Origin of the sequence: Devosia sp. (assembly GCF_017307565.1) — a bacterium.
GTDB lineage: Bacteria > Pseudomonadota > Alphaproteobacteria > Rhizobiales > Devosiaceae > Devosia.
The window spans coordinates 1-5860 of record NZ_JAFKHD010000147.1; the positions used below are offsets into that span (position 1 = coordinate 1).

The following is a 5860-nucleotide window of genomic DNA, read 5'->3' on the forward strand; positions in this document are numbered from 1 at the left end:
GATGCTGTATCGCCCGCCGCCAACGAGGCCGCGCGCGGTATGGGCATGACCAACGCAGAACGCCTGCTGCAGGTGCAGTTGCCGCTGGCCTTTCCCTCCATCCTCGCTGCCATCCGCATCGTGCTGGTCCAAAATATCGGCCTCGCTACCGTTGCGGCCCTGATTGGGGGAGGGGGCTTTGGTGTTTTTGTCTTCCAGGGGGTGGGACAGACGGCGATGGACTTGGTGCTGCTCGGCGCCGTGCCGACTGTCGCCCTCGCTTTTGCCTCTGCCGTTATTCTAGACGCCGCAGTTGAACTGGTCTCCGTGAAAGGCCGAACATGATCGAGATCGAGCATCTTTCGAAGCTTTTCGACGAAACCTGCGTCGTCGATGATGTGTCCATGACGATCCCCGACGGCGCATTGGTTGTCATCGTCGGTACGTCCGGGTCGGGCAAGACGACGCTGCTGCGCATGATCAACCGTCTGGTCGAACCCAGTTCGGGACGCATTCTGATCGATGGTCGGGACACCAGCACCATACCTGCCCATGAACTACGCCGTCAGATCGGGTATGCCATTCAGGGGCACGGCCTTTTCCCGCATCGAACCGTGGGCCAGAATATCGCCACCGTGCCGAACCTGCTCCGTTGGGATGCTGACAGGGTCAAGGCGCGGGTCGACGAGTTGCTTGCTCTCTTCCAGCTCGACCCCGCCGAATTCCGCGATCGCTATCCGAGCCAGCTTTCCGGTGGCCAGCAACAGCGCGTGGGGGTCGCCCGCGCTCTGGCCGCTGCGCCAAAGCTTCTGCTGATGGACGAGCCCTTCGGCGCGCTCGACCCCATCATCCGGGCTCGGGCACAGGAGGATTTGCGACAGATCCAGCGTCGCCTAGGCACGACCATTGTGCTCGTAACTCATGACATGAATGAAGCCATCCATCTGGGCGATCGGATCGCGGTGATGGATCGCGCGAAACTCCTGCAATACGATACGCCACAGGAAATCGTCACGCGCCCCGCGACCGATTTTGTCGGCGAGTTGTTGGGCACTGGAGAGCGGCCATTCCGTCTTCTCTCGCTGCAGCCAGTTCGTCCCTTCATCGAACCTGGCGAAGCCACCGGCGCCGCCATAGGCGAAGGTGCCTCGCTGCGTGACGCGCTTGAAGAAGCGCTCTGGAGTGGGCGCACTGCCGTGCCCGTTCACGACATTGCCGGCAAGCCCCTCGGTCGCGTGACGCTTGCGACCGCCATTCGCCAAGCGGCGCGGCCGCAATGAAGATGAGTGTGCTCATCCGACTGGCGGCGTTGGCTCTGCTCGGCGTCTTTCTGGCCCGGCCGGATTGGTTCGATTGGCTCTTTGCGCCGCTGACCCGCAACGGCCAAGCCGCGATCTATACGCAGAATTCGCTGCTCAATCTGACGCTCAATCACCTTGCTATCGTCGCTGCAGCGACCCTGGCGGGGAGCGTTGTCGCCATCGGTCTCGCTATTCTCGTCACACGCCCGGCGGGCCGTGAATTTCTGCCGTTATCGCGCACCCTTGCCAATGTCGGGCAGACCTTCCCGCCGGTTGCCGTGCTTGCGCTCGCCGTACCTGTTCTCGGTTTCGGTACCGCGCCGACGCTTCTTGCGCTTTTCCTCTATGGGCTGTTGCCGATCTTCGAAAATGCCCTGGCGGGCCTCGCTTCGGTGTCGCCCGAGGTTCACGAGGCAGCGCGCGGCACCGGCATGACCGATGGCCAAAGACTCCTGCGCGTCGAACTGCCCCTGGCGTTGCCTACAATCTTGGCGGGTATACGCATCTCGGCCATCATTTCCATGGGCACGGCGACAATCGGCTCCACTGTTGCGGCCAGTACTCTGGGCGAAACGATAATGGCCGGCCTCATCAATACCAACCTTGCCTTTGTGGCGCAGGGGGCGCTGGTGGTCGGCGCACTGGCCATCATCGTCAACACGTCCCTCTTTGCCATTGAACGCCACTTCAGCCGCTACCGGCAGGATCAGCGATGACCGACTATTCGCCCGCCCAAAGCCGCCGCATTCTCGTTGCAGCCATCGTGGCCTCCTCCATGGGCTTTATCGATGGTTCGGTGATTTCCATCGTCACCCCGGCCATCCGCGCTAGTCTCGGCGCGAGTCTTGCGGATGTGCAGTGGGTGTCCAATGCCTATCTCCTCACGCTGTCTTCGCTTTTGTTGCTCGGTGGGGCCGCAGGAGACCGCTTCGGCCTGCGCAATGTTTTTGCCGCCGGCATAGTGCTCTTCGTCCTAGCCTCGCTAGCCTCGGCACTTGCAGCAAACGCCGCCTTCCTGATCGCGGCGCGCACCTTTCAGGGTATCGGTGCAGCTTTCATGGTGCCGGGTAGCCTTGCCATCATTGCCGAGGCCTATCCCAAGGATCAGCGCGGTGGCGCCATCGGCACCTGGGCCGCCGCCTCTTCGCTCACGACGCTTCTGGGGCCCGTATTGGGTGGTGCCCTGCTCACCTGGTTCGGAGACGACAGCTGGCGCTGGGTCTTTGCCATCAACCTGCCGCTCGGAGTACTGGCCCTCGCGCTTCTGCTCGGCATGCCGGACGCGTCCGGTCGCGCGCCCAAGCCTCTTGACCTTGCCGGAGCGGCGCTGGCGACCGTTACCCTACTGTTGATCTCCTGGGCCTTTATCGACGTGTCTGGCTGGTTCTGGGCTTATCTCGGTGCGGGCCTTTTGGCCCTACTGGTCTTCCTCGTCTGGGAAGCTCGGGCCCAGGCGCCCATGCTGCCATTGGCCCTCTTTGCCGATCGTCATTTCTCGGGAGCGCAGGCGGTGACGTTCCTCATTTACTTCGGTCTTTCGGCCGTTCTCTTTTACCTGCCGATGGTGATGATCGCTGGATGGTTGATATCGCCGGCCGAGGTGGCCATTGCCATGCTGCCCTTCGGAATTGTGCTGACGATCCTCTCGCCGCCGGCTGGAAAACTGACGGACCGCTATGGTCCTGGGCCAGTCATCGCGGTAGGTGCCTTTCTGGTCACACTTTCCTTCGTCGGCTTTGGCCTCACGGCGCACCTGCATCAGGTCTGGCTCGGTATTGTGCCACTGATGACCCTCTTTGGTATTGGCATGAGCGGCATTGCCGGACCGGTTTCGACTGCCGTTATGGGAGCAGTCAAAGATGGAGAGACCGGAACGGCCTCTGCCATCAACAATGCCGTCGCCCGCGTTGCCGGTCTTTTCGCCGTCGCTGTAATGGGCGGACTCGCGCTCTTCATCTTCAATCTGAATGCATCCGCTGGCGTTGCACCTTTCGGCGTCATTCCGGAAACGGCGGGACCGGCAGACCTGGAAGCTCTGCGTGTTCTCGCCACCGATCAGGCGTTTTCCGCCATCTGCTACGCGACAGCAGTTTTGGCAGCAGTCGGGGCGTGGCTGAGTTGGGCGATGATTGACCATCGCCAGTTTGCTCGCGCCAATTGACTGCGGGAGCGGAGGACGCCGGGAACTTACCCGGTTTTCCTCCCATAGGTTCTTTTTCACTCACTCCGGATCGATGGATATTCATCGAAGCTACAACGAACTGCCGAGAGTTTTTTGTAGAAGCTGTTCTCAGCGACGCTTCGAATTTAAGTTGTATTAATTCGATCTAATTGGTAGAATATTGCCTCATCGCGTTTGAGGCGTGAACCGAGCATGGGTTGCCTTCTGCAGCCGGGGTGCAAGATGAAGAACACGTTCAAACCGGTGGCTTTCGTCGCCCTGGCGGCGGCCGGGCTCGGCGCCACGCCGGCTCATGCCGTGTGTGTAGCAAGTGGGTGGTCGTAAGAAGGCGACCTAGAGAAAATATGCTTGTGTTACTGGCCGCAGCGCGGCGCCTATGGCAGTCGAAGACCGACCCAGACGTCCAGCAAGAATTCGTGGCCACTCGAACATTTGCTCAGGAAACTCAGACAGCTTCGCTTCGACAGCTTCGACCAGTCTGCTGACCACGTTTCTCGGGATTCCTCCGTCAATAATGACTGTATCCACTTCGAGTATGGAAGCGGTATTGGCAACCACTTTGCTGAACGCGGCCGCGGCATCGTTAATCCAGTTGCTTGTTACTGGCTCAAGATCGTCCCAGTCCCAATCATCCGGGTCGCCGTGCGGGATGAGGAGCCCTGACCTTTCCAATAGTTTTTCAAATGCAAAAACAGACGCCAGCTCTTGCGATGTGCGCGAAGCGCTTTCGTTCTCGCAAATAGTCATGGATCCCAGATTGACAGACCGTCCACTGGAGCCTTCCCAGAGCTTGGACCCGACAATCAAGCCCGAGCCAACAAATGTGCCCACGTTGAGATATGCGAGATTTCGCGGTCGCGGGTGATCGCGAAAACAGAATTCGCCCCAACACGCTGCTTTTCCGTCGTTGAAGCTGATCGTAGGGAATCCAGTTGCGGCCGACATTTCCTCGGCAATGTTTCTCCCGTTCCAATCGTCATGCTGTCGCTCAGGAGCGGCAAGCGCAAAGAGTCCGTGCGACATATGAAAGGGATGAGCAACGCCAATTCTAAGAAAGCGGTCGCGGTGCTTTGCCGGAATTTTCGCTATGAGAGTGCCTATGGACGCTGAGGCATCCGAGAGCAATCGCTCGTAGTCAGGATAGCTATATCCTTGTTGCACCTCACCAAGAATGTCACCCACCATGTTGCACAGCACTATGTGCATGTGGCGCCAGCCGAGCTTGCAGCCGACCGCGTATGCGCCGCTTGGGTTGAGGCGCAGAGGAGTTGACGGTTGCCCTCGGCGCCCACTGTCTCGGGACGCCTGTTCACCGCGCAAAATTAGCCCCTCCAACAGGAGTTGGTCGACCACCCGCATTACTGATTGTGGCGCTAGTCCAGTGGTCCGGGCCAGATCGGCGACCGAACAATCTGGGTTCACGGCAATGGTGGAAAGCACAAGTCGCTTGTTCTGATCCCTGACGTCGCTGTTGTGCATCCCTCCACGAAAGACAGCGCGTTTATCGTCCATTTTATCACTCAGGGAATCGTTGCGGGCGTTCGGCCTCAGGGAAAAAGCGAGATACGTCAGTAACGAAAGAATAGCACGCCACAATCTCCACCCCCAACCTCCTTGCGCTGGCACCGGCATTAGATTCCACTATGTGGCAATTGATGTCTGACTTTCGGAGATTTCTTTGAGATTGATTCTATAGCGAAGTTTTGCTTCGTTAATTCTCTCTTTATGTGGAATCTAACACGAACACTACTCGGGTTGAAGACTCGCTTAAGAGTCTAATTCGCAAAACATATTATTAATGATTCTCCAAATATCACGGTGTGTATTGGTGTTGTCCGTTTCGTCTCGCCGCGAGTTTTAGAATGATCTTAAAATGTGTCGTCGTGACGTTGCCGCCTCTGGCCACAATCGGAGCAAGCGGCGATGTCACCAGTTTGTTCCGCGACGCCCTGGCACAAGCCGATGAGATCGAAGTCATTTCATCGGACGTTCTCGAAGCCGATTTGACCTTGGTGCAGTTGCTGCTTGCGGCGCGCAGATTTGCCGAAAAGAACAACAAGAGCATCCGTCTCTGTCCTCCCAGCCGCCCGTTTAAAGACGTTCTTCGAAACACCGGCCTACTGGCTGGGCGTGACGCAGGATTCTGGATGGGCGCGGCATGACGAAGACAATTCTGACGATCGATGACTCAGCCTCCATTCGCCAGATGGTGGCGATGACGCTGACCAGTGCCGGCCTCGACGTGATCGAGGCAGTCAATGGGCAGGATGGCTATGACAAGGCCACGACCAATACGGTCCATGCCGTCATCACCGACCTCAACATGCCGGTTCTGAACGGCATCGAATTTATCCGCAAATATCGCCAGCACCCTTCCAGCAAGGGCATCCCGATCATT

General features: G+C 58.6%; 7 protein-coding genes. 6 read left to right on the forward strand and 1 reads right to left on the reverse strand.

Annotated features, from left to right (window positions below):
* From J0I64_RS03940 to J0I64_RS03955, 4 genes are all read left to right on the forward strand, one after another.
* A partial coding sequence (locus J0I64_RS03940) for an ABC transporter permease subunit (protein ID WP_291406306.1) occupies positions 1-324 on the forward strand: 324 nt, incomplete at its 5' end.
* Positions 321-1259, forward strand: coding sequence for an ABC transporter ATP-binding protein (locus tag J0I64_RS03945; protein WP_291406307.1), 939 nt, complete (start codon positions 321-323; stop codon positions 1257-1259). The genes J0I64_RS03940 and J0I64_RS03945, both read left to right, overlap by 4 nt.
* Positions 1256-1996, forward strand: coding sequence for an ABC transporter permease (locus J0I64_RS03950; protein WP_291406308.1), 741 nt, complete (start codon positions 1256-1258; stop codon positions 1994-1996). The genes J0I64_RS03945 and J0I64_RS03950 overlap by 4 nt, the downstream gene beginning before the upstream one ends.
* The gene (locus J0I64_RS03955) at positions 1993-3441 is read left to right on the forward strand and encodes an MFS transporter (RefSeq protein WP_291406309.1); all 1449 of its coding nucleotides are present in this window, start codon (positions 1993-1995) and stop codon (positions 3439-3441) included. The genes J0I64_RS03950 and J0I64_RS03955 overlap by 4 nt, the downstream gene beginning before the upstream one ends.
* A 354-nt stretch (positions 3442-3795) precedes the next feature.
* Here J0I64_RS03955 and J0I64_RS03960 read toward each other — a convergent pair whose 3' ends face one another.
* Complete coding sequence (locus J0I64_RS03960) at positions 3796-4974, reverse strand: ROK family transcriptional regulator (protein WP_291406310.1); 1179 nt, start codon at positions 4972-4974, stop codon at positions 3796-3798.
* Between the two features lie 350 nt (positions 4975-5324).
* Here J0I64_RS03960 and J0I64_RS03965 point away from each other — a divergent pair, with 350 nt between their 5' ends.
* Both J0I64_RS03965 and J0I64_RS03970 read left to right on the forward strand, forming a co-directional pair.
* Positions 5325-5624, forward strand: a complete 300-nt coding sequence (locus J0I64_RS03965) for an STAS domain-containing protein (protein WP_291406311.1) — start codon at positions 5325-5327, stop codon at positions 5622-5624.
* A partial coding sequence (locus tag J0I64_RS03970; RefSeq protein WP_291406312.1) for a response regulator occupies positions 5621-5860 on the forward strand: 240 nt, incomplete at its 3' end. The genes J0I64_RS03965 and J0I64_RS03970, both read left to right, overlap by 4 nt.